The organism is Sinorhizobium sp. Y406, assembly GCF_058732025.1.
Genome location: NZ_CM178974.1, coordinates 2,972,810 through 2,992,989, shown reverse-complemented (window position 1 = coordinate 2,992,989; position 20,180 = coordinate 2,972,810). Strand labels below are relative to the sequence as shown.

The window sequence follows — 20,180 nt, the reverse complement described above, 5'->3', positions numbered from 1 at the left end:
TCAGGGTGCCGCTCTCCAGTGGCTTCTCGCCGCTAACGGGTGCGGCTGCGCTGCGCCTCCATCCGTGCCGTCCTCCAGGTGGAATAGCCGAAGGCGAGAAGGAATATCGCCGTCATCAGCAGCACGATGGTGGGCGCCGGGGCGCTGTCGATGAAGAAGGAGATGTAGACGCCGGAGAAGGACGCGACGACGGCGATCAGGACCGCGGTCACGAGCATGCTGCTGAAGGTCCGGGTCAGCAGATAGGCGATCGCACCGGGGGCTATCAGCATGGCGATTGCGAGGATCAGTCCGACGGCCTTCAGCGCGCCGACGATCGTCAGCGACAGGATCGCAAGCAGGCCGTAATGCAGCCACGCGACCGGCAGTCCGACCGCACGCGCTTGGGCCGGATCGAAGGCGTGAAGCAGCAGGTCGCGCCATTTGACCGCGAGCACGCCGGCGGCAATGAGTGCGATTACACCGGTCTCGAGGATGTCGGCCCAGCCGATGCCGAGCATGTCGCCGAAGAGGATGTGATCGAGATGCACATCGCTCTGGATATTCACGTAGAGCACGAGCCCGAGGCCGAACATGCCGGAAAAGACCACGCCCATCACAGTGTCCTGCTTGATGCGGCTGTTCTCCTTGAGATAGCCGGTCAGGAGCGCGCAACACATGCCGGCGGCGAAGGCGCCGACGGCAAGCGGCAGGCCGACGATGTAGGAGACGACGACGCCCGGGAAAACCGCATGCGAGATCGCGTCGCCCATCAGCGACCAGCCCTTCAGCACGAGATAGCAGGAGAGCATGGCGGTGGGGATTGCGACGAGCACCGAGATGATCAGCGCGTTGCGCATGAACTCGAACTCAAAGACGGCGGTCAGCATGTCGAGAGATATCATCGCTGAGCCTCCAGGGCTGCGGATGCGCGGCGGCGAGCGGCGATGAGGCCATGTTTCGGGGCAAGCACGAAGGCGAGAAGGAAGATCAGCGTCTGCAGCACGATGATGATGCCGCCGGTCGCCCCGTCGAGGAAATAGCTCGCATAGGCGCCGACGAAGCTGGTGAGTGCGCCGATGGCAATGCTGATGACGATCAGCCGCGGGAAGCGGTCCGTCAGCAGATAACCGGTCGCGCCGGGCGTCACGACCATGGCAATGACGAGAAAGGCGCCGACGGTCTGGAGCGCGGCCACGGTCGAGGCGGAGAGCAGGGCGAAGAACAGCACCTTCAGGAACATCGTGTTGATGCCGATCGAGCGGGCGTGGCTCTCGTCGAAGAAGGTCACCATCAGATCCTTCCATTTGGCGGAGAGGATCGCGAGAGAGACGAATCCGATGATCGCCAGCTGCAGCGTGTCGGCGGGCGTGATGGCGAGGATATTGCCGAGCACGATCGTCTGGATGTTCACCGAGGTCGGCGACAATGACACCATGAAAAGCCCGAGCCCGAAGAAGGAGGTGAAGATCAGGCCGATGATCGTATCCTCCTTGAGCCGCGTCCGCTGATTGAGGAACAGCATGGCGGCGGCGGCAAGCGTTCCGGAAAAGAAGGCGCCGAGCGAAAAGGGCAGGCCGAGCATATAGGCGCCGGCGACGCCGGGCACGATCGAATGGGAGAGCGCGTCGCCGATCAGCGACCAGCCTTTCAGCATCAGATAGGCCGAGAGGAAGGCGCAGACGGCGCCGACCAGCGCGCTGACCCACATGGCGTTCAGCATGTAGGAATAGGTAAACGGCTCCAGGAGCGTCGCGATCATCCGGCGTCCGTCTCCGCTTCCGTTTCGGGCTTGGCCGGCTGCGGCACCATCTGTCCTTTCGCGCCATACATGACGAGCGGCCGCTCGTCGTCGCTGATGACCGATAGCTGACGGGGATCAGCGTCGTCATGCAGGCTTTCGCCGCCGAGCACGAAGTGACGCAGCACGCCGCCGAAGGCGAGTTCGAGATTGTCGCGGGTGAAGGTTGACTCGGTCGGGCCGTAGGCGAGCACGGTGTTCTTGAGGAGCACGGTCCGGTCGCAGAATTCCGGCACGCTGCCGAGATTATGGGTGGAGACGAGCATGACCCGTCCCTCGTCGCGCAGGCCGAGGAGCAAGCGGATGATCGCGTCCTCGGTCTTGACATCGACGCCGGTGAAGGGCTCGTCGAGCAGGATGATGCGGCCATCCTGGGCGAGCGCCCGGGCGAGGAAGACACGTTTCTTCTGTCCCCCGGACAGCTCGCCGATCTGGCGCTTGCGGAAATCGCTCATGCCGACGCGCGCCAGCGCCGCCTCGACCGCCTCATGGTCCGCCTTTTTCGGTATGCGCAGCATGTTCATATGGCCGTAGCGGCCCATCATCACCACGTCCTCGACGAGGACCGGGAAGTTCCAGTCGACCTCCTCGGCCTGCGGCACATAGGCGACAAGGTTCTTCTTCAGCGCCTGCGGCACGCTTAGGCCCAGGACGGAAATCTCGCCCTTGGTGAGGCGGACGAAACCCATGATCGCCTTGAACATCGTCGACTTGCCGCTGCCATTGACCCCGACAAGGGCGGCGATCGTCCCGGTCGGGACTTCGAAGGAGGCATCGCTGAGCGCCCGGTGGCCGTTGCGATAGACGACCGTCGCGTCGCGGACGCGAATGCCGCTTCCCTCGTCTTGGGGCACCGGCCGCCTGACCGGCCGGGCCTTTGTCTGCAGGTTCATTGCGAAAGACCTTTCGCGATGGTTTCGGAGGTGGCGCGCAGCAGGTCGATATAGGTCGGAACGGGACCGCCCGCCTCGCTCAGCGAGTCCACATAGAGCACCCCACCATATTTTGCACCCGTCTCGCGCGCCACTTGCATGGCCGGATCGGGCGAGATCGTGCTCTCGGAAAAGACCACCGGGATGTTGTTGGCCCTGACCGCGTCGATCACCTTGCGCACCTGCTGCGGCGTACCCTGCTGGTCGGCATTGATCGGCCAGAGGTAAAGCTCCTTCAGGCCGAAATCGCGGGCGAGATAGCTGAAGGCGCCCTCGCTCGAGACAAGCCAGCGCCTTTCGGCCGGGATCTTGTCCAGTTCCGCGCGGATCGGCGTGATCGCCGCCTCGATCTTCTTCTTGTAGGCCTCGGCGTTCGCCTTGTAAGTCTCCGCGTTTTCCGGGTCGTATTTGACGAAGGCGTCGCGGATATTGTCGACATAGATCAGCGCCGACGTTGGCGACATCCACGCATGGGGGTTCGGCTTGCCCGTGTACGGACCCTCGGCGATGCCCATCGGCTCGACGCCGTCGGATACGACGACGCCGGGAATATCGTCGAAGTTCTGGAAGAACTTCTCGAACCAGAGTTCGAGATTGAGCCCGTTCCAGAAGATCAGTTGCGCGCCGTGCGCCTTGAGGATGTCGCGCGGGGTCGGCTGGTAGTTGTGGATTTCGGCGCCCGGCTTGGTGATCGATTCCACGATCGCCGCGTCGCCTGCGACGTTCTGCGCCATGTCGGCAATGACGGTGAAGGTGGTGACGGCCTTGAATTTTTCCGCCGCTGCAGCCGTGGGCGTGAGGGATAGGGCGGCCATTGCCGCGGCGGCGGCCAGTATCGTGCGCCTCGTCAGATCGATCATTCACAACTCCATTTTGCCAACTCCCACTATGGGTAGGCGAATAGTCTGCATAAGTCAATGCAAATGAGAACCATTTGCAACTAGCTATTTTCAATGTCGTCGCCCTTGGATAGTGTCGGCGGATGGCAAAGACGAAGAATAAGGTCGAGGAATTGGAGGGAATCCTGCGCGATGGTGGCGTGCGCGTGACGCGCCAGCGGGCCGCCATCCTGAAGATCCTGGCCGAGGCCGAAGACCATCCGGATGCAAGCGAGTTGCACAGGCGTGCCAAGGAGATCGATGCAACGGTATCGCTCTCCACCGTCTATCGGACGCTTTCGGCGCTGGAGCAGCAGGGGGTCGTGCAGCGGCACGCCTTCGAGAACGCCACCGCCCGCTTCGAGACGGCCGACGCGCCCCACCACGACCACCTGATTGACATCGACACCGGCGACGTGATCGAGTTCCGCTCCGACAAGATCGAGCAGCTGCAGGCGGAGATCGCCGCCGAACTCGGCTACGATCTGGTGCGCCACCGGCTGGAGCTCTATTGCCGCAAGCGCAAGGATTGAGTGAGGCTCTTCTGGATCGAATCCTGTCACTGGCACTGGCAGCGAAGCACCCCCTCTGGCCAGAGGGGGTATCCTCGCTTTACCGGATTTCACTACTGAAATTTTTCTTCGATCCGTTCACTGCTGAAGAGCGAAAACCGGGGCTGTTTCCAGCCCCGGCGCCGCATCTCCGATTTCGTGCGCCGCCCGAAAGTTCCGGGCGGCGCTTATCAGTCGATAGCCTCAGTTCGTCTGCCAGCTCTTGACCAGTTCGTCGTAATTGACGGTGATCGGCTGTTCCTTCTCGTTCTCGACCTTCAACTGCGGAGCGAGGTTGCCGGCCTTGACGGCTTCCGCGTTCCAATATTCGAGATCGTGCTCTTCGGCGAGCTTCGGACCGATATCGCCCTGGATGCCGGCGCGTTCGAGGCGCTGCAGCACCTTCTCCTGTTCGGCGCAGAGCGAGTCCATCGCTTCCTGCGCGGACTTGGCGCCGGAAGAGGCATCGCCGATCGCCTGCCACCAGAGCTGTGCCAGCTTCGGATAGTCAGGCACGTTGGTGCCGGTCGGGGTCCACTGCACGCGCGCCGGCGAGCGATAGAACTCGATCAGGCCGCCGAGCTTCGGTGCGCGCTCGGTGAAGCTCGGATGGTCGAGGGTCGACTGGCGGATGAAGGTGAGGCCGACATGGCTCTTCTTCACGTCGAGGGTCTTGGACGTGACGAACTGCGCGTAGAGCCAGGCGGCCTTGGCGCGGTCCTCGGGCGTGGACTTCAGAAGAGTCCAGGAGCCGGCGTCCTGATAGCCGAGCTTCATGCCGTCCTTCCAGTAGACGCCGTGCGGGGAGGGCGCCATGCGCCACTTCGGCGTGCCGTCGGCATTGACGACCGGCAGGCCGTCCTTGACCATGTCGGCGGTGAAGGCGGTGTACCAGAACATCTGCTGGGCGACCGCACCCTGGGCCGGAACCGGGCCGGCTTCGGAGAAGGTCATGCCTTGCGCTTCCGGCGGCGCGTAGCTCTTCAGCCAGGTCAGGTACTTCTCGATCGAGTAGACGGCGGCCGGGCCGTTGGTGTCGCCGCCGCGCGCGACGCAGGAGCCGACGGGCCTGGAGTTCTCGTCGACCTTGATGCCCCATTCGTCGACGGGCTTGCCGTTCGGGATGCCTTTGTCGCCGTTGCCGGCCATGGACAGCCAGGCGTCGGTGAAGCGCCAGCCGAGCGACGGGTCCTTCTTGCCGTAGTCCATGTGGCCATAGACCTTCTTGCCGTCGATCTCGCGGCCGTTGAAGAACTCGGCAATGTCCTCATAGGCCGACCAGTTGACCGGCACGCCGAGGTCGTAGCCGTACTTGGCCTTGAACTCCTCCTGGATCTTCGGGTCGTTGAACCAGTCGTAGCGGAACCAGTAGAGGTTGGCGAACTGCTGGTCGGGAAGCTGGTAGAGCTTACCATCCGGAGCCGTGGTGAAGGACTTGCCGATGAAGTCGTCGACGTCGAGGTTGGGATTGGTGACGTCCTTGCCCTCGTTTTCCATCCAGTCGGTCAGGTTCCGGGCCTGCTGATAGCGCCAATGGGTGCCGATCAGGTCGCTATCGTTGATATAGGCGTCATAGATGTTCTCGCCCGACTGCATCTGGGTCTGCAGCTTCTCGACCACGTCGCCCTCGCCGATCAGGTCGTGGGTGATCTTGATGCCGGTGATCGCGGTGAAGGCTGGCGCCAGCACTTTCGATTCGTATTCATGGGTGGTGATCGTTTCGGAGACCACCTTGATCTCCATGCCGGCGAAGGGTTTCGCCGCATCGACGAACCATTGCATTTCCGCCTCTTGGGCGCCTCGGTCGAGCGAGGAGAGATCGCCGATCTCCTTGTCCAGGAACTGCTTTGCCTCATCCATGCCGGCAAAGGCCGAGCCGGTTAGGGCCAGCAGCATGGCTGCCGTCGTTGTCAAAAGGTGCCGTCGCATCAATTCCTCCCTTGGGTTTGCGATTGCGATGCCTTGCAGTTTCGAAGGGCACCCCTCGGGAACACCCTTCATTCCGATGCCTCAGACGTAGCGGAACACGCCGATGGCGTAGATCACCGAGAGGGCGATCGCCCACCAGAGATTTGCGCCGATCAGTCCCAGCCAGGCGAGGTGAATGAATGCGCTTCCGAGAAGCGACACGAAGAGGCGGTCGCCGCGCGTCGTTTCGAAGCGCAGGATGCCGACGCGTGGATTGCCGCCGGGCCGGGCATATTCCCAGACAGCCATCAGCGACAGGAGCGCGAAGATCGTCAGAAAGAACATGGCGGTCGGGAATGACCAGGCCATCCAGCCGCCGGGAACGAGCGAGGCGAACCAGTCGCGCTCGCCGTCCTTGACCGGCAGAGCGGAGATGAGCAGGCCCGCGGCGGCGACATAGATGACGAGCACGGCGACGAGTGCGACGGGCCAGCGGTTGTTGCGCGTGGCGACGATTGCCATCAGACCCTCCCCAGGGCAAAGCCCTTGGCAATGTAGTTGCGGACGAAATAGATCACGAGCGCGCCGGGGATGATCGTCAGCACGCCGGCGGCGGCGAGCACGCCCCAGTCGAGGCCGGAGGCCGATACCGTCCGCGTCATCGTCGCGGCGATCGGCTTGGCGTCGGTCGTCGTCAGCGTGCGGGCGATCAGGAGTTCGACCCAGGAGAACATGAAGCAGAAGAAGGCGGCGACCCCGATGCCCGAGGCGATCAGCGGCACGAAGATCTTCACGAAGAAGCGGGGGAAGGAGTAGCCGTCGATATAGGCGGTCTCGTCGATCTCCTTCGGCACGCCGGACATGAAGCCTTCCAGGATCCAGACGGCGAGCGGGACGTTGAAGAGGCAGTGCGCAATCGCGACGGCGATGTGGGTGTCGATCAGGCCGAAGGCGGAATAGAGCTGGAAGAAGGGCAGCGCGAAGACGGCCGGCGGCGCCATCCGGTTGGTCAACAGCCAGAAGAACAGGTGCTTGTCGCCGAGGAAGCGGTAGCGCGAGAAGGCATAGGCCGCCGGTAGAGCCACAGCAACCGAGATCACCGTGTTCATCACCACATAGGTGATCGAGTTGATGTAACCGTTGTACCAGGACGGGTCGGTGAAGATCACGGTGTAGTTGCGCAGCGTGGGGTTCTGCGGCCACAGCGAGAAGGTGCTCAGGATCTCGCTCGTCTCCTTGAAGCTCATGTTCACGAGCCAGTAGATCGGCAGGAGCAGGAAGACGATGTAGAGCGTCGGCACCAGCCAGGAGAGGCGCTGCGACAGCGGTTGCTTGGTGGTCATCATGGTTTTCTCCTCCCTCCCGTTCTCAGCCCTTTGCGTCGCTCGTGGTCATCACCGTGTAGAAGATCCACGAGAGCAGCAGGATGATGAGGAAGTAGATGATCGAGAGGGCCGCGGCCGGGCCGAGGTCGAACTGGCCGATCGCCATCTTGACGAGGTCGATCGACAGGAAGGTCGTCGAGTTGCCGGGACCGCCGCCGGTAACGACGAAGGGCTCCGTATAGATCATGAAACTGTCCATGAAGCGCAAGAGGAAGGCGATCAGCAGCACGCGCTTCATCTTCGGAAGCTGGATGTAGCGGAAGACCGACCAACGGGAGGCGCCGTCGATCTTGGCGGCCTGGTAATAGGCGTCCGGGATCGAGACGAGACCGGCATAGCAGAGCAACACCACGAGGCTCGTCCAGTGCCAGACATCCATCACGATCAGCGTCACCCAGGCGTCGATCGGGTTCTGCACGTAATTATAGTTGATGCCGAGCGCCGCGAGCGTGCGTCCAAGCAGGCCGATGTCGACGCGACCGAAGACCTGCCAGATGGTGCCGACGACGTTCCACGGAATGAGCAGCGGCAGCGCCATCAAGACGAGGCAGATCGGCACGCCAATGCCCTTCTTCGGCATGTTCAGCGCGATGACGATGCCGAGCGGGATTTCGATCGCCAGGATGATCGCCGAAAAGATCAGGTTGCGGGTGAGCGCGTCCCAGAAACGGTCGGATTCGAGCACGTCCTGGAACCAGTCGGTGCCGGCCCAGAAGAACTCGTTATTGCCGAAGGTGTCTTGCACGGAATAATTGACCACGGTCATCAGCGGGATCACCGCCGAGAAGGCGACGAGCACCAGCACCGGCAGGACCATGAACCAAGCCTTGTTGTTCCAGGTCTTTTCCATATCAGGCCTCCTCGCCGACGCGCCAGGAATCGGCATAGATATTGATGGCCTTCTGATCGAAGGTGATGCGCGGCTCGGCGGGGATATCGCCGTCCTCGCCGACGATGATCGAGATCGGCCGGTCGGCGAAGCGGGCGCGCACGACCTTGTGGCGGCCGATGTCCTCGACCTTGGTGATCGCGACCGGCATGCCTTCGCGGCCGAGCGAAATGAATTCCGGGCGGATGCCGAGTTCGGTCGCGGCGCCGGCCTTGATCTTCGGCAGGAAGCCGAGGGCAATGCTTTCGCCGCCGACCGCCGCCGTGGCTCCATCGATCTCGGCCGGCAGCACGTTCATGCCCGGCGAGCCGATGAAATAGCCGACGAAGGTGTGGCTCGGCCGCTCGAAGAGCTCGGCAGGGGTGCCGATCTGGACGATCTGTCCGTCATACATGACGACCACCTTGTCGGCGAAGGTCAGAGCCTCGGTCTGGTCGTGCGTAACATAGACCATGGTGAAGCCGAATTGCTTGTGCAGGCGCTTGATCTGCGAGCGCAGCACCCATTTCATCTCCGGGTCGATGACGGTCAGCGGCTCGTCGAACAGAATGGCGCTGACATCGGAGCGCACGAGGCCGCGGCCGAGCGAGATCTTCTGCTTCTGATCGGCGGTCAGCCCGCGCGCGGTCTTCGTCGCCCAGCCGCCGAGGCCGATCATCTCGATGATCTCCTTCACCCGGCGGTCGACCTCCGCTTCCGGCACATGGCGGTTGCGCAGCGGGAAGGCGAGATTGTCGTAGACCGTCATCGTGTCGTAGATGACCGGGAACTGGAACACCTGGGCGATGTTGCGGTGCTGCGTGGCGAGATGCGTCACATCGGTGCCGTCGAAGAGGATTTGGCCCTCCGACGGATTGATGAGCCCGGAAATGATGTTGAGCAGCGTGGTCTTGCCGCAGCCCGAAGGGCCGAGCAGCGCATAGGCGCCGCCGTCGTTCCATTCGTGATGGACTTCCTTCAGCGCGTAGTCGGCTTCCGACTTCGGCTTGGCTCCGTAGGCGTGACGGATATGCTCGAGATTGATACGTGCCATGGTCTCCTCCCAGCGCTCCGCTCAGGCCGTGCCGCCGGTCGCCCGGCCGTTCGGCCCGAAGGCCATCAAATGGCGGGTGTCGACGAAGACCTCGAGGTCCGCATCCGGTTCGATGTCGTGAACGCCGGGCGCCAGCATCACCCAGCGCGCATCGGCGAAGCCGACGTGAATGAAGCTCTCCGATCCGGTGATCTCCGATATCGCCGTCTTGACCGTGAGCGGATTTCCGCTGCCGTTCTGCCGTCCGAACGAGATGTGATGCGGCTGGAAGGCCACCGTGCAGGGCCCGTCGGCAACGGTTGCCAGATGCTGAGGAACCGAAAGCACGGGCTTACCTTCCAGCATGAAATGCGACCCGGACTTGACGAGGTCGATGGTATTCAGCGGCGGATCGGCGAAGGTGCGGGCGGTGACGATGTCAGCCGGCCGCCGATAGACGTCGATGGTGCGGCCGAACTGCGTGATGCGGCCCTTGCTCAAGGTGGCGGTATTGCCGCCGAGCAGCAGCGCCTCGGATGGCTCCGTCGTGGCATAGACGAAGATCGCCCCGGAAGCGGCAAAAATCTTCGGCAGTTCCTCCCGCAGCTCCTCGCGCAGCTTGTAGTCGAGATTGGCAAGCGGCTCGTCGAGCAGCACCAGATCCGCATTCTTGACAATGGCGCGGGCAAGCGCTGTGCGCTGCTGCTGGCCGCCGGAAAGGTTGAGCGGCGTGCGGTCGAGATAGGGGGTGAGTTTCAGGAGCTCGGCTGCCTTGCGCACCTCCCGGTCGATTGTGGCGTTGTCGAGGCCCTTGATGCGCATCGGCGAGGCGATGTTGTCGTAGACGGTCATCGCCGGATAGTTGATGAATTGCTGGTAGACCATTGCCACCGAGCGCTTCTGCACCGGCAGGCCGGTGACATCGGCGCCGTCGAAATGGAGCGAACCGGAGGCGGGCTTATCGAGACCGGCCATCAGCCGCATCAGCGAGGTCTTGCCGGAAAGCGTCGGGCCGAGCAGAACATTGAGCGACCCCCTCTCCAGCGCAAGGCTGGTCGGGTAGATATGCGTCTCCCCGCCCACGACCTTCGATATGTTCTTCATTTCAAGCATTGAATTCTCCGGTGTTCCACCCAGCCATCGGCAGTTCATGCATGTCGTTGCCCCAAAACCGCTGCACACACTTGGGCCACATGCGTCAGGCGGCGGCGTTGACGGCGCCGCGCATATAATCCTCCAGTTCAGCGGCTTCAGTCCGCGAGAGCTGCAATCCCAGCTTGGTGCGGCGCCACAGCACGTCCTCCGCGCGCCGCGCCCATTCCTGTTGGATCAGCCAGTCCACCTCGACCGCGTAAAGGTCCCCGCCAAAGTGCTTGCCGAGGTCGGCACTGCCTGCCGCTTTGCCGAGGAGCCGCGCCGCCAAGGTCCCATAGAGCCGGACCAGCCGGCGGGCGTGGGAGGCGGCGAGAAAAGGGTAGCGTGCCTTCAGCTTGTCCACCTCCGCCTCATAGGCGGTCGGGGGGAAGTCGCCGCCTGGCAGGCGCGAAGAGGCGGTCCATTTGCCGCCCTTGACGCCGACCGCCTCGCCGATCTTGTCGAGCGCGGATTCGGCGAGCCGCCGATAGGTCGTGAGCTTGCCGCCGAAGACGTTCAGCAGCGGGGCCTCCCCGTTCTTGCCCTCAAGCCGCAGCACATAGTCGCGGGTCGCTTCCTGTGCCTTGCTTGCGCCGTCGTCATAGAGCGGGCGAACGGCCGAATAGCTCCAGACGATGTCGTCGCGGGTTACCGGGTCGGCGAAGTATTCGCTCGCGGCCTTGCAGAGATAGTCCATCTCGGCATCGCTGATATGCGCCTCCGCCGGATTGCCGCCAAAGTCCCGGTCGGTCGTTCCGATCAGGGTGAAAGCGCCCTGGTAAGGAATGGCGAACATGATGCGCCCATCCGGATTCTGGAAGAAATAGGCGCGCGGGTCGTCAAACTTCTTCCTCACGACGATGTGGCTGCCCTGGACAAGACGGACATTGTGAACGTCCGTCTTGTGCAGCGCGTCGCTAAGTACCCGGTCCACCCAGGGGCCGGTGGCATTGACGAGCATGCGGGCGCGCAGAGTTTCGCGGGCGCCCGTCGCCGCGTTTTCGGCCTCGATTGCCCAGACGCTTCCCTCGCGCCGGGCCGAGACGACGCGGGTTCGCGCCATGATGCGAGCGCCGCGGTCGGCTGCGTCGCGCGCATTGAGCACCACGAGGCGGGCGTCGTCCACCCAGCCGTCGGAATATTCGAAAGCCTTGGTGAAGAGGCGCTTCAGCGGCTCGCCGGCGGGATCGCGGGTCATGTCCAGCGTGCCTGTGGCAGGCAGCAGCTTGCGGCCCCCGATATGGTCATAGAGAAACAGGCCGAGGCGGATCAGCCAGGCCGGGCGCGGCCCGCCCTTGTGGTAGGGCAGCACGAACCGCATCGGCCAGATGACATGCGGCGCCATGGCCCAAAGCACCTCGCGCTCCATCAGCGCCTCGCGCACGAGGCGGAACTCGTAATGCTCAAGATAGCGTAAGCCGCCATGAATGAGCTTGGTGGAGCCGGACGAGGTGCCGGAGGCGAAATCGTTCATCTCGGCCAGCGCAACGGAATAGCCCCGGCCGGCCGCATCACGCGCGATGCCGCATCCGTTGATGCCGCCGCCTATGACAAAGACGTCGAAGATTGCCTGCTCTGACACTGCGATTGCCCCTCCTCTTTTCGCAATGCACAAATTGAATGCAAATGCGAAAGTAACGGCAGTAAAAACGAAAACATTTCGAATGTCAAACGAATGTTTTGCGAGTCTTCACGGAAGCGAAAACGCGGGCGCTCACACCTCGGTCTCGATCAGCTTCACACCCTGGTCGGCGCAAATTCTGCGAACATTTTCGGCGAAACAACGGTCGGTGATGAAGGTCTGGACCTGGGAGATATGGCCGATCCTGACCGGCGCGGTGCGTTCGAACTTCGTCGAATCCGAGACCAGGATAACGTGCCGCGCATTGGCGATAATCGCCTGCGCCACTTTCACTTCGCGATAGTCAAAATCGAGGAGCGCGCCATCGCTGTCGATTGCGGAGGCGCCGATGACGGCGAAATCCACCTTGAACTGCCTGATGAAATCGACGGCCGCCTCGCCGACGATGCCGCCGTCCGAACCGCGCACGACGCCACCGGCAATCACCACTTCGATGGATGGATAGATCCGCAACCGATTGGCAACGTTGATGTTGTTGGTAATGACCATCAATTCCTTGTGGTCGAGCAGCGCTTCGCCGACCGCCTCCGTGGTGGTGCCGATGTTGATGAAGAGCGAGGCGTTGTCGGGGATCAGGGCCGCTGCCGCGCGACCGATCGCCTGCTTCTCCGCCGCGGCGATCTGCCGGCGGGCATCGTATTTCACGTTCTCATTACCGCTCGGGAAGATGGCGCCGCCATGGACGCGATTGAGGACGCGCGCGTCGCAGAGATCGTTCAGGTCCTTGCGGATCGTCTGCGGCGTCACCGAGAAGCGCTGGGCGAGTTCCTCGACGAGCACCCGTCCTTCGGTCTTGGCGAGCGCGAGGATTTCTTCCTGGCGTCCGGTGAGATACATGTCGCGCTCCCTCTGTTTTCGTTTGGTTTCATAATATGCAAAAACGAAAGCCGTGCAATTTCAGAATCGGCGAAATTGCGCAGACTCGGGCTTTCGCTCGCCACAGGCATCGATATAGAAGTTGCAGTCCGTCCAGCGATGCGCTCGCCTGCTTCAGGAAAGGAATGCAAGACATGTTTCATCCGGCCTTGTTCAGCGGCATGAATGTGGTGGTGACCGGCGGCGGCCGCGGCATCGGCCTCGAGGTCGCCCGGCAATTCCTTGATTGCGGCGCTAGAGTGGTCGTTCATACGGGGCGGACGATTCCCCGTGACCGTCCCGTCTTCCTCGATCTCGCGGCGGGCGAGGGCCGGGCGTTTCTCTGCGGCGCGGATTTTGTCGAATCTGGCGGCGTGCAAGCTCTCGCGGACGAGGTGGGGAGCCGATTCGACAGCCTGGACGTGCTTGTCAATAATGCGGGCACAATGGTCGGTCGCTTCCCAGCCGCGGAACTCACTGATGAGGAATACCGTGCCATCCTTCGGCTCAACCAGACCTCCGTCGTCGAGATGACGCGTGCCATGCTGCCGCTGTTGCGCAAGGGCGCGCATGCGGCGATCGTCAACACCGTGTCGATTTCGGCGCGCACGGGCGGCAGCGCCGGCTCGTCGATCTATTCCGCCACCAAGGCCTTCGTCGCCACCTATTCGAAGGCGCTGGCGCGTGAGCTGGCACCGGAAGGGATCCGGGTCAATTGTGTTTCGCCGGGCACGATCGCCACCGACTTCCATCAGCGCTATTCCACGCCGGAGAAGCTGGAGGCGACGCGGAAATCGATTCCGCTCGGACGGCTCGGGACAGCCGACGATTGCGCGCCTGCCTATCTCTTCCTCGCCTCGCATGCGCTTTCGGGCTATATCACCGGTCAGATACTGGAAGTGAACGGCGGTCAGTTGATCTGCTAAGCGGCATCAGAGTGCTTTTTCCCTCATCCCGCTGCCGCTTGTCCCTTCTCCCCGCGGGCGGGGAGAAGGGACAAGCGGCACGCTCCGACCGCCTCTCCCCTAGAGAGGCGCGAGGGCGAGAGGTCAGTCCTCGGATTAAACCCGATCCTCGGGTCAAACCCGAGGAGAGGGGCGGCACCAATTCGTCCTGAAGGGATAAGGCATGATCGACAAGCTGGAATTCTTTCTCGCGCTCGCCCGCGAGCGGCACTTCGGACGGGCGGCCGAGGAATGCGGCGTGACGCAGCCGACGCTGTCGGCGGCAATCCGGCAGCTCGAGGACCAGCTCGGCGTGATGCTCGTCAATCGCGGCTCGCGCTTTCAGGGGCTGACGCCGGAGGGCCAGCGGGTGCTCGAATGGGCGCGACGGATCGTCGGAGACAGCCGCACCATGCGCGAGGAGATGCGGGCGGCGCGCAAGGGGCTGTCGGGGCATATCCGACTTGCTTCGATCCCGACAACGCTCGCAATGGTGCCGATGATCACGGCGCCGTTCCAGGAGAAACACCCGGACGTGACGTTCTCGGTTCTCTCGACGACGTCGCTGCAGATTCTGGCGCTGCTCGAAAATCTCGAAATCGATGCGGGTCTGACCTACCTGGAGAACGAGCCGCTCGGCCGCGTCACCAGCGTGCCGCTGCAGGTGGAGCAATATCACCTCGTGACGGCCGCCGGGACACCGCTTTCGGATCGCGAAAGCGTGACCTGGAAAGAGGTTAGCAACATTCGGCTTTGTCTATTGACGGCCGACATGCAGAACAGGCGGATCATCAATCAGCACTTCTCCGAGGCGGGAGCCGTCGCCAGCCCGACGCTCGAATCCAACTCGATGATCGTGCTTTTCTCCCATGTCCGCACCGGTCGATGGGCGAGCATCATGCCCTATAATGTCGCGAAATCATTTGGTTTTCACGAAGATATCCGAATGATCCCGATCGTCGAACCGGATGTGCGGCACACCGTCGGACTCGTTGCCACCTATCGCGAACCATTCACGCCGCTGGTGTCGGCGTTGCTGCACGAGGCGCGCATCCTCGGTGAGCGCAACGCAGCTCGATAGATTTTTTCTATCGTCCAACGGAACAGCATTATTGACCCATCCGGCCATAAGCGCGAAGCTGGTCAGACGTGCAGGGGTCGACGAGGCTCCAGCCCCTGCGAAATTGGAGACATTCGGTGCGGAAGGCGATCGGGCCCAGGTCTGGAGCGCACCGCGCCGCGAGCCGGGAGGGCTCTTGGCGTGAATATCCATCTGCCGCGCGCGGACGTGGCCGAGCAAACGCTGGCGATCATCGACGAATTTAAGGGGCTCGAAGGCCCGTTGCTTCCGATCCTGCACGCGCTGCAGGACGAGTTCGGCTATGTGCCGCAGGAATCCATGCCGGTGATTGCGCGCGAGCTCAACCTGTCGCGCGCCGAGGTCTACGGCGTCGTCACCTTTTATCATGACTTCCGTGAACACCCGGCCGGGCGGCACGTGCTGAAGCTCTGTCGCGCCGAAGCCTGCCAGTCGATGGGCGGGGACCGGCTGGCCGACCGGGCGAAGGCCCTGCTTGGCATCGATTTCCACGAGACGACCCCTGACGGCGAGGTGACCCTCGAGCCCGTTTACTGTCTCGGGCTCTGTTCCTGCTCGCCGTCGGCAATGCTCGATGGCGAGGTGCACGGCCGGCTCGATGATGCGGCGCTCGAAGCGCTGGTCGAGGAGGTACGCCGATGACCGCCAAGATCTATATTCCGCGGGATGCGGCGGCGCTGGCGCTTGGCGCTGAAAAAGTGGCGACGGCGATGGCCGAGGGACTGGCGGCGCGCGGTCTCGATGCGACGATCGTCCGCAACGGGTCGCGCGGCCTGCATTGGCTGGAGCCGCTGGTCGAGGTCGAAACCCCCGAGGGTCGTATTGCCTATGGCCCGGTAAAGGCAGGCGATGTTGCATCTCTCCTCGATGCGGGTCTCGTCACCGGCGGCTCGCATCCGCTCTGTCGCGGGAAGACGGAGGAGATCCCGTTCCTCAAGCGTCAGGTGCGGCTGACCTTTGCCCGTTGCGGCGTTACGGATCCGCTGTCGCTCGACGACTATCGCGCCCATGGCGGCCTCAACGGCCTCGAGAAGGCGGTTGCGATGGAGCCTGCGGCAATCGTCGCCGAGGTTACCGAAAGCGGCCTGCGCGGCCGCGGCGGCGCAGGATTCCCGACCGGCATCAAGTGGAAGACGGTGCTCGAAGCGCCGGGGCCGCAGAAATATATCGTCTGCAACGCCGACGAAGGCGACAGCGGCACGTTCGCCGACCGGATGATCATGGAAGGCGATCCCTTCGTGCTGATCGAAGGCATGGCGGTCGCAGGCATCGCGACGGGCGCCACGAAGGGCTATATCTATACGCGTTCCGAATATCCGCACGCGATCGCGGCGATGACCGAGGCGATCGAGGTTGCGCGAGCCGCCGGCGTCCTCGGCCGCGCGGTGCTCGGGTCCGCCCACGCCTTCGACATGGAGGTCCGTACTGGTGCTGGCGCCTATGTCTGCGGCGAGGAGACGTCGCTCCTGAACAGCCTCGAAGGCAAGCGCGGGCTGGTGCGCGCCAAACCGCCGCTCCCCGCCCACAGGGGCCTGTTCGACCGTCCGACCGTCATCAACAACGTCATCTCGCTCGCCTCGGTGCCGGTGATCCTCGACAAGGGCGCCGCCTATTACCGCGATTTCGGCATGGGGCGCTCGCGTGGCACGATCCCGATCCAGATCGCCGGCAACGTCAAGCATGGCGGCCTGTTCGAAATCGGCTTCGGCCTGACGCTAGGCGAGATCGTCGACGACATCGCCGGCGGCACCGCAAGCGGCCGGCCGGTCAAGGCGGTGCAGGTCGGCGGTCCGCTCGGCGCCTATTTCCCGCGGGCGCTGTTCGACACGCCGTTCGACTATGAAGCCTTCGCGGCGAAGGACGGCCTCATCGGCCATGCCGGCATCGTCGTCTTCGACGATACGGCCGACATGCTGAAGCAGGCGCGGTTTGCCATGGAATTCTGCGCGGTGGAGAGCTGTGGCAAGTGCACGCCCTGCCGCCTCGGCTCGACGCGGGGGGTCGAAGTGGCGGACAAGATCAGGGACGGGGTCGAGCCCGAAAAGAACCGCGAACTGCTTGCCGATCTCTGCAACACGATGAAATTCGGCTCGCTCTGCGCGCTTGGTGGCTTCACGCCCTATCCGGTGGTGAGCGCGATGACGCATTTCCCGGAGGATTTCCAGCCGGCGCCGGTGAGGGAGTCGGCGGAATGATGGCGGCGACGTCCACCTCACTAAACGCCAATTCCCAGGAGGCCCAGTAATGTCCCTCATTCATGAAATCGACTACGGCACTCCTGCTTCCATGTCTGAAAAGCTGGTAACGCTGACGATCGACGGGCGCGAGATCACCGTGCCGGAGGGCACCTCGATCATGCGCGCGGCGATGGAAGCGGGCATCGAAGTGCCGAAGCTCTGCGCCTCCGACATGATGGACGCCTTCGGCTCCTGCCGGCTCTGCCTCGTCGAGATCGAAGGCCGTGCCGGCATGCCGGCCTCCTGCACCACCCCGGTGGCACAGGGTATCAGCGTCTCCACTCAGACGCAGCGCCTCAAGGACGTCCGCCGCGGCGTGATGGAGCTCTACATCTCCGATCATCCGCTCGACTGTCTGACCTGTGCGGCCAACGGCGATTGCGAGCTGCAGGACATGGCTGGCGCCGTGGGTCTTCGGGACGTGCGCTATGGCTATGATGGCGCCAATCATGTGCAGGCGCGCAACAATGGCGACATCAACATCAACTGGGCGCCGAAAGACCACTCCAATCCGTATTTCACCTTTGATCCCGCCAAATGCATCGTCTGCTCGCGCTGCGTCCGCGCCTGCGAGGAGGTGCAGGGCACCTTCGCGCTGACGATCAGCGGCCGCGGCTTCGATTCGCGCGTCTCCGCCGGAATGAGCGAGGATTTCGTTTCCTCGGAATGCGTCTCCTGCGGCGCCTGCGTGCAGGCCTGCCCGACGGCGACGCTGACGGAAAAATCGGTGATCGAGATCGGCCAGCCGGAGCATTCCGTCGTCACCACCTGCGCCTATTGCGGCGTCGGCTGTTCGTTCAAGGCGGAAATGCGCGGCGAGGAGCTGGTGCGCATGGTGCCGTGGAAGGACGGCCAGGCGAACCGCGGCCATTCCTGCGTCAAGGGCCGCTTCGCTTATGGCTATTCGACGCACAAGGATCGCATCCTCAATCCGATGATCCGCGAGAAGATCACCGATCCCTGGCGCGAGGTCACCTGGGAGGAGGCCTATGCGCATGTCGCCTCCGAATTCCGCCGCATCCAGTACCAGTATGGCCGAGATTCGGTCGGCGGTATCACCTCCTCGCGCTGCACCAACGAGGAAACCTATCTGGTGCAGAAGCTGGTGCGCGCCGGCTTCGGCAACAACAATGTCGATACCTGCGCGCGCGTCTGCCATTCGCCGACCGGGTATGGCCTCAACCAGACCTTCGGTACTTCGGCCGGCACGCAGAATTTCGACAGCGTCGAACACACCGATGTCGCCGTCATCATCGGCGCCAACCCGACCGACGGCCATCCGGTTTTCGCGTCTCGGCTGAAGAAGCGGCTACGCCAGGGCGCGAAGCTGATCGTCATCGACCCGCGCCGGATCGACCTCGTCCGCTCGGCCCATGTCGAAGCTGCCTATCACCTGCCGATCAAGCCCGGCACCAATGTCGCCATCCTGACGGCGATGGCGCACGTGATCGTCACCGAGGGACTGGCGGACGAGGCCTTCATCCGCGAGCGCTGCGACTGGTCGGAATTCGAGGATTGGGCGGCCTTCGTTTCCGAGCCCTATCACAGCCCGGAGGCGACCGAAGCCTATACCGGCGTGCCGGCGGACCTGGTCCGCGGCGCGGCGCGGCTCTATGCCACCGGCGGCAACGGCGCGATCTATTACGGCCTCGGCGTCACCGAGCACAGCCAGGGCTCGACCACCGTCATTGCGATCGCCAATCTCGCGATGGCCACCGGCAACATCGGCCGGCCCGGTGTCGGCGTCAATCCGCTGCGCGGCCAGAACAACGTGCAGGGCTCCTGCGACATGGGCTCCTTCCCGCACGAGCTGCCCGGCTACCGGCATATCTCGGACGATGCCACGCGGGAGACCTTCGAGAAGCTCTGGGGGGTGACGCTCAACAATGAGCCGGGCCTGCGCATCCCCAATATGCTCGATGCTGCCGTCGACGGCACCTTCAAGGGCTTGTACATCCAGGGTGAGGACATCCTGCAGTCCGACCCGGACACCAAGCACGTGGCCGCCGGCCTTGCCGCGATGGAATGCGTCGTCGTGCAGGATCTCTTCCTCAACGAGACGGCCAATTACGCCCATGTCTTCCTGCCGGGCTCGACCTTCCTGGAAAAGGACGGCACCTTCACCAATGCCGAGCGGCGCATCAACCGCGTGCGCCGCGTGATGCGGCCGAAGAACGGCTATGCCGACTGGGAGGTGACGCAAAAGCTCGCCCAGGCGATGGGGCTCGACTGGAACTATGGGCATCCATCCGAAATCATGGACGAGATCGCAGCGACCACGCCGACCTTTGCCATGGTGTCCTATGACTATCTCGACAAGATGGGCTCCGTGCAGTGGCCTTGCAACGAGAAGGCGCCGCTCGGTTCGCCAATCATGCATGTCGACGGCTTCGTGCGCGGCAGGGGCAAGTTCATCCGCACGGAATATGTGGCGACCGACGAGAAGACCGGCCCGCGTTTCCCGCTGCTTCTGACGACGGGCCGCATCCTCAGCCACTATAATGTCGGCGCACAGACGCGGCGCACGGAAAACGTCGTCTGGCATCCCGAAGACCGACTGGAGATCCACCCGCACGATGCCGAACAGCGCGGCATCCGCGAAGGCGACTGGGTGAAGCTTGCCAGCCGTTCGGGCGAAACGACGCTTCGGGCGCTGATCACCGACCGCGTGGCGCCGGGCGTCGTCTACACCACCTTCCATCACCCGACGACGCAGGCCAACGTCATTACCACCGATTTCTCGGATTGGGCGACGAACTGCCCGGAATACAAGGTGACCGCGGTGCAGGTCGCGCCCTCGAACGGCCCGACCGACTGGCAGCGTGATTATGACGAGCAGGCCCGCCAGTCGCGGCGCATTACCGGCAAGCTGGAGGCGGCGGAATAGGAGGCGGGATGGCGGACAAGCAATCGACCTCCCCGTCGGCCGTGCCC

The 20,180-nt window shown here is 63.4% G+C and carries 18 protein-coding genes; 6 read left to right on the top strand and 12 right to left on the bottom strand.

The genetic code is table 11. From position 1 onward, the window contains the following. Positions 1-32: 32 nt before the first annotated feature. Genes AC4P1R_RS14155 through AC4P1R_RS14140 form a run of 4 tightly spaced genes read right to left on the bottom strand, consistent with a single transcriptional unit; the run spans position 33 to position 3,572 of the window. Positions 33-884 carry a metal ABC transporter permease gene (locus AC4P1R_RS14155; protein ID WP_151611675.1) on the bottom strand — a complete coding sequence of 284 codons (852 nt, stop codon included), beginning with the start codon at positions 882-884 and terminating at the stop codon, positions 33-35. Beyond that, a complete protein-coding gene (locus tag AC4P1R_RS14150; protein ID WP_069458678.1) occupies positions 881-1,741 on the bottom strand; it encodes a metal ABC transporter permease in 861 nt (286 codons plus the stop codon). The genes AC4P1R_RS14155 and AC4P1R_RS14150 overlap by 4 nt, the downstream gene beginning before the upstream one ends. Then, the gene (locus tag AC4P1R_RS14145) at positions 1,738-2,673 is read right to left on the bottom strand and encodes a manganese/iron ABC transporter ATP-binding protein (RefSeq protein WP_069458677.1); all 936 of its coding nucleotides are present in this window, start codon (positions 2,671-2,673) and stop codon (positions 1,738-1,740) included. The genes AC4P1R_RS14150 and AC4P1R_RS14145 overlap by 4 nt, the downstream gene beginning before the upstream one ends. Next, positions 2,670-3,572 (bottom strand): metal ABC transporter substrate-binding protein, encoded by a 903-nt coding sequence (locus tag AC4P1R_RS14140; protein ID WP_069458676.1) that lies wholly within the window; start codon positions 3,570-3,572, stop codon positions 2,670-2,672. Before AC4P1R_RS14140 ends, AC4P1R_RS14145 begins: the two co-directional genes overlap by 4 nt. Before the next feature lie 122 nt (positions 3,573-3,694). Here AC4P1R_RS14140 and AC4P1R_RS14135 point away from each other — a divergent pair, with 122 nt between their 5' ends. Then, a complete protein-coding gene (locus tag AC4P1R_RS14135; protein ID WP_069458675.1) occupies positions 3,695-4,123 on the top strand; it encodes a Fur family transcriptional regulator in 429 nt (142 codons plus the stop codon). 222 nt (positions 4,124-4,345) lie between these two features. On the opposite strand, the gene AC4P1R_RS14130 is transcribed toward AC4P1R_RS14135, so the two are convergent. The 8 genes from AC4P1R_RS14130 to AC4P1R_RS14095 form a co-directional block, all read right to left on the bottom strand. Further along, positions 4,346-6,070, bottom strand: a complete 1,725-nt coding sequence (locus AC4P1R_RS14130) for an ABC transporter substrate-binding protein (RefSeq protein ID WP_069458674.1) — start codon at positions 6,068-6,070, stop codon at positions 4,346-4,348. An 81-nt stretch (positions 6,071-6,151) separates the two neighbouring features. Then, positions 6,152-6,571 (bottom strand): DUF2160 domain-containing protein, encoded by a 420-nt coding sequence (locus AC4P1R_RS14125; protein WP_069458673.1) that lies wholly within the window; start codon positions 6,569-6,571, stop codon positions 6,152-6,154. After that, a complete protein-coding gene (locus AC4P1R_RS14120) occupies positions 6,571-7,395 on the bottom strand; it encodes a carbohydrate ABC transporter permease (RefSeq protein ID WP_069458672.1) in 825 nt (274 codons plus the stop codon). The genes AC4P1R_RS14125 and AC4P1R_RS14120 overlap by 1 nt, the downstream gene beginning before the upstream one ends. A gap of 22 nt (positions 7,396-7,417) precedes the next feature. Further along, on the bottom strand, positions 7,418-8,284 hold the full coding sequence (locus AC4P1R_RS14115; protein ID WP_151611673.1) for a carbohydrate ABC transporter permease: 867 nt from the start codon (positions 8,282-8,284) through the stop codon (positions 7,418-7,420). 1 nt (position 8,285) lies between these two features. Next, positions 8,286-9,356, bottom strand: a complete 1,071-nt coding sequence (locus AC4P1R_RS14110; RefSeq protein WP_069458670.1) for an ABC transporter ATP-binding protein — start codon at positions 9,354-9,356, stop codon at positions 8,286-8,288. A 21-nt stretch (positions 9,357-9,377) separates the two neighbouring features. Beyond that, positions 9,378-10,448 carry an ABC transporter ATP-binding protein gene (locus tag AC4P1R_RS14105; protein WP_069458669.1) on the bottom strand — a complete coding sequence of 357 codons (1,071 nt, stop codon included), beginning with the start codon at positions 10,446-10,448 and terminating at the stop codon, positions 9,378-9,380. Positions 10,449-10,533: 85 nt separating this feature from the next. After that, entirely contained in the window at positions 10,534-12,051 is a 1,518-nt protein-coding gene (gene glpD, locus AC4P1R_RS14100; RefSeq protein ID WP_151611672.1) for a glycerol-3-phosphate dehydrogenase, read from the bottom strand. Positions 12,052-12,183: 132 nt separating this feature from the next. Further along, positions 12,184-12,948 carry a DeoR/GlpR family DNA-binding transcription regulator gene (locus AC4P1R_RS14095; RefSeq protein ID WP_069458667.1) on the bottom strand — a complete coding sequence of 255 codons (765 nt, stop codon included), beginning with the start codon at positions 12,946-12,948 and terminating at the stop codon, positions 12,184-12,186. A gap of 173 nt (positions 12,949-13,121) precedes the next feature. On the opposite strand from AC4P1R_RS14095, the gene AC4P1R_RS14090 reads away from it, so the two are divergent. The 5 genes from AC4P1R_RS14090 (at position 13,122) to fdhF (ending at position 20,133) form a co-directional block, all read left to right on the top strand. Further along, entirely contained in the window at positions 13,122-13,892 is a 771-nt protein-coding gene (locus AC4P1R_RS14090) for an SDR family NAD(P)-dependent oxidoreductase (RefSeq protein ID WP_069458950.1), read from the top strand. Between the two features lie 202 nt (positions 13,893-14,094). Then, the gene (locus AC4P1R_RS14085; RefSeq protein ID WP_069458666.1) at positions 14,095-14,991 is read left to right on the top strand and encodes a LysR family transcriptional regulator; all 897 of its coding nucleotides are present in this window, start codon (positions 14,095-14,097) and stop codon (positions 14,989-14,991) included. A gap of 180 nt (positions 14,992-15,171) precedes the next feature. Further along, complete coding sequence (locus AC4P1R_RS14080; RefSeq protein WP_151611671.1) at positions 15,172-15,651, top strand: formate dehydrogenase subunit gamma; 480 nt, start codon at positions 15,172-15,174, stop codon at positions 15,649-15,651. Continuing rightward, positions 15,648-17,204 (top strand): formate dehydrogenase beta subunit, encoded by a 1,557-nt coding sequence (locus AC4P1R_RS14075; protein WP_492177121.1) that lies wholly within the window; start codon positions 15,648-15,650, stop codon positions 17,202-17,204. The genes AC4P1R_RS14080 and AC4P1R_RS14075 overlap by 4 nt, the downstream gene beginning before the upstream one ends. Positions 17,205-17,253: 49 nt before the next feature. After that, positions 17,254-20,133, top strand: coding sequence for a formate dehydrogenase subunit alpha (gene fdhF, locus AC4P1R_RS14070; RefSeq protein WP_151611670.1), 2,880 nt, complete (start codon positions 17,254-17,256; stop codon positions 20,131-20,133). Positions 20,134-20,180 lie beyond the last annotated feature (47 nt).

Excerpts from the sequence above, each read along its gene's own strand:
- AC4P1R_RS14155 (WP_151611675.1), bottom strand. The coding sequence starts at position 884 with ATGATATCTCTCGACATGCTGACCGCCGTCTTTGAGTTCGAGTTCATG.
- AC4P1R_RS14150 (WP_069458678.1), bottom strand. The coding sequence starts at position 1,741 with ATGATCGCGACGCTCCTGGAGCCGTTTACCTATTCCTACATGCTGAAC.
- AC4P1R_RS14145 (WP_069458677.1), bottom strand. The coding sequence starts at position 2,673 with ATGAACCTGCAGACAAAGGCCCGGCCGGTCAGGCGGCCGGTGCCCCAA.
- AC4P1R_RS14140 (WP_069458676.1), bottom strand. The coding sequence starts at position 3,572 with ATGATCGATCTGACGAGGCGCACGATACTGGCCGCCGCCGCGGCAATG.
- AC4P1R_RS14135 (WP_069458675.1), top strand. The coding sequence starts at position 3,695 with ATGGCAAAGACGAAGAATAAGGTCGAGGAATTGGAGGGAATCCTGCGC.
- AC4P1R_RS14130 (WP_069458674.1), bottom strand. The coding sequence starts at position 6,070 with ATGCGACGGCACCTTTTGACAACGACGGCAGCCATGCTGCTGGCCCTA.
- AC4P1R_RS14125 (WP_069458673.1), bottom strand. The coding sequence starts at position 6,571 with ATGGCAATCGTCGCCACGCGCAACAACCGCTGGCCCGTCGCACTCGTC.
- AC4P1R_RS14120 (WP_069458672.1), bottom strand. The coding sequence starts at position 7,395 with ATGATGACCACCAAGCAACCGCTGTCGCAGCGCCTCTCCTGGCTGGTG.
- AC4P1R_RS14115 (WP_151611673.1), bottom strand. The coding sequence starts at position 8,284 with ATGGAAAAGACCTGGAACAACAAGGCTTGGTTCATGGTCCTGCCGGTG.
- AC4P1R_RS14110 (WP_069458670.1), bottom strand. The coding sequence starts at position 9,356 with ATGGCACGTATCAATCTCGAGCATATCCGTCACGCCTACGGAGCCAAG.
- AC4P1R_RS14105 (WP_069458669.1), bottom strand. The coding sequence starts at position 10,448 with ATGCTTGAAATGAAGAACATATCGAAGGTCGTGGGCGGGGAGACGCAT.
- AC4P1R_RS14095 (WP_069458667.1), bottom strand. The coding sequence starts at position 12,948 with ATGTATCTCACCGGACGCCAGGAAGAAATCCTCGCGCTCGCCAAGACC.
- AC4P1R_RS14090 (WP_069458950.1), top strand. The coding sequence starts at position 13,122 with ATGTTTCATCCGGCCTTGTTCAGCGGCATGAATGTGGTGGTGACCGGC.
- AC4P1R_RS14085 (WP_069458666.1), top strand. The coding sequence starts at position 14,095 with ATGATCGACAAGCTGGAATTCTTTCTCGCGCTCGCCCGCGAGCGGCAC.
- AC4P1R_RS14075 (WP_492177121.1), top strand. The coding sequence starts at position 15,648 with ATGACCGCCAAGATCTATATTCCGCGGGATGCGGCGGCGCTGGCGCTT.
- fdhF (WP_151611670.1), top strand. The coding sequence starts at position 17,254 with ATGTCCCTCATTCATGAAATCGACTACGGCACTCCTGCTTCCATGTCT.